Source organism: uncultured Campylobacter sp., assembly GCF_938031315.1.
Taxonomy (GTDB): Bacteria; Campylobacterota; Campylobacteria; order Campylobacterales; family Campylobacteraceae; genus Campylobacter_B.
In genome coordinates, this window is the sequence record NZ_CALHHT010000198.1 from 1 (window position 1) to 1,350 (window position 1,350).

Sequence of the window (1,350 nt, forward strand, 5' to 3'; positions counted from 1 at the left end):
GGGTAATCACGCTAAAATGCATAGCTTAAAAAATCAAATGGCGCTATGCAAAACGAGGTTCTTCCGCCCGGATATGTACCGAAAAATCGCCAGAAATAAAGGAAATTTATGAAAAACAAGTATATCCAAGCGTTTGAGGACGCTCAGATCACAAGCAAAAGTGTGCCTGATTTCCGTGCCGGCGACACCTTAAAGGTAGCCATCAGGATCAAAGAGGGCGATAAGAGCAGAATTCAAAATTTTGAAGGTACCTGCATTGCGCGCCGCGGAAACGGCGTCAGCGAGACTTTTATCATCCGCAAGATCGGCGCAAATAGCGTCGGCGTAGAGAGAATTTTCCCGATCTACAGCGAGAGTATCGAAAGCATCGAGGTTCTAAGAAAAGGACGCGTTCGCCGCGCGAAGCTATTTTACCTACGCGACAGACGCGGTAAAGCGGCTAAAATCAAAGAGCTTCGAAAATAATCCTTTAAATTTATGCTTCCCAATTCAAAAGGAAGCTCTTTTTATAATGCGCGAGATTTTAAAAAATTTCGCGCAAAATCTACTCGCATTAAATCTAAAATTTTACAACTTTTCCATTAAAATTTTTAATTCTAAACTGCCTAAAAATCGTCTTTTTCTATAGAAAAAGATAAAATATATCCTGATTTTATTTGCGTTTAAAAATATTACTATAAAATGCAAATTTTAATTTAGAAAGCTCGCGCTAAATTTGAGAATTCGGCCGAGTAAAATTTATTCAGTAAAGAGCGAGATGTGATTTTTTTAGGCATTGACGTAGGATCAACCACTGTTAAAACGGTAGTTTTAAATGAAAAATATGAAATTTTAAGCAAGAGCTACGAGAGGCATTTGGCAAAGCCCAAGGAGCTGGTGCTGGATAAAATTTTGCAAATCCAAAAAACCTATGCAGGCGAGCAATTCAGCGTCGCCATAGCGGGTTCAGCAGGCATGGGTATCGCCAAAAATTGCAAAATTCCGTTCGTCCAAGAGGTTTTCGCTACCTCGCTCGGCGTCAAGCGGATGTTTCCGAAGACCGATGTCGTTATTGAGCTCGGCGGCGAGGATGCTAAAATTTTATTTCTCACGGGCGGACTTGAAGAGCGTATGAATGGCTCGTGCGCGGGCGGTACCGGCGCATTTATCGATCAGATGACCAATCTTTTGCATCTGGATATCACGGAGCTTGACCGCCTAAGCTTTTCGGCGAATAAAATTTACCCGATCGCCTCACGTTGCGGTGTGTTCGCCAAAAGCGACATTCAGCCGCTGTTAAATCAAGGCGTACGCAAGGAAGACATTAGCGCCAGTATCTACGCCGCTGTCGTCGAGCAGACGATCTCGGGG

General features: G+C 43.1%; 2 protein-coding genes and 1 pseudogene. All 3 read left to right on the forward strand.

Going from position 1 to position 1,350, the window contains the following annotated elements:
• Positions 1–112, forward strand: a pseudogene (locus Q0236_RS05115) (tRNA (guanosine(37)-N1)-methyltransferase TrmD); the annotation flags it as partial.
• The gene (rplS, locus tag Q0236_RS05120) at positions 109–465 is read left to right on the forward strand and encodes a 50S ribosomal protein L19 (protein WP_005873155.1); all 357 of its coding nucleotides are present in this window, start codon (positions 109–111) and stop codon (positions 463–465) included. The pseudogene Q0236_RS05115 and the gene rplS, both read left to right, overlap by 4 nt.
• Before the next feature lie 294 nt (positions 466–759).
• On the forward strand, positions 760–1,350 hold a 591-nt coding region (locus tag Q0236_RS05125), incomplete at its 3' end, for a BadF/BadG/BcrA/BcrD ATPase family protein (RefSeq protein WP_297915745.1).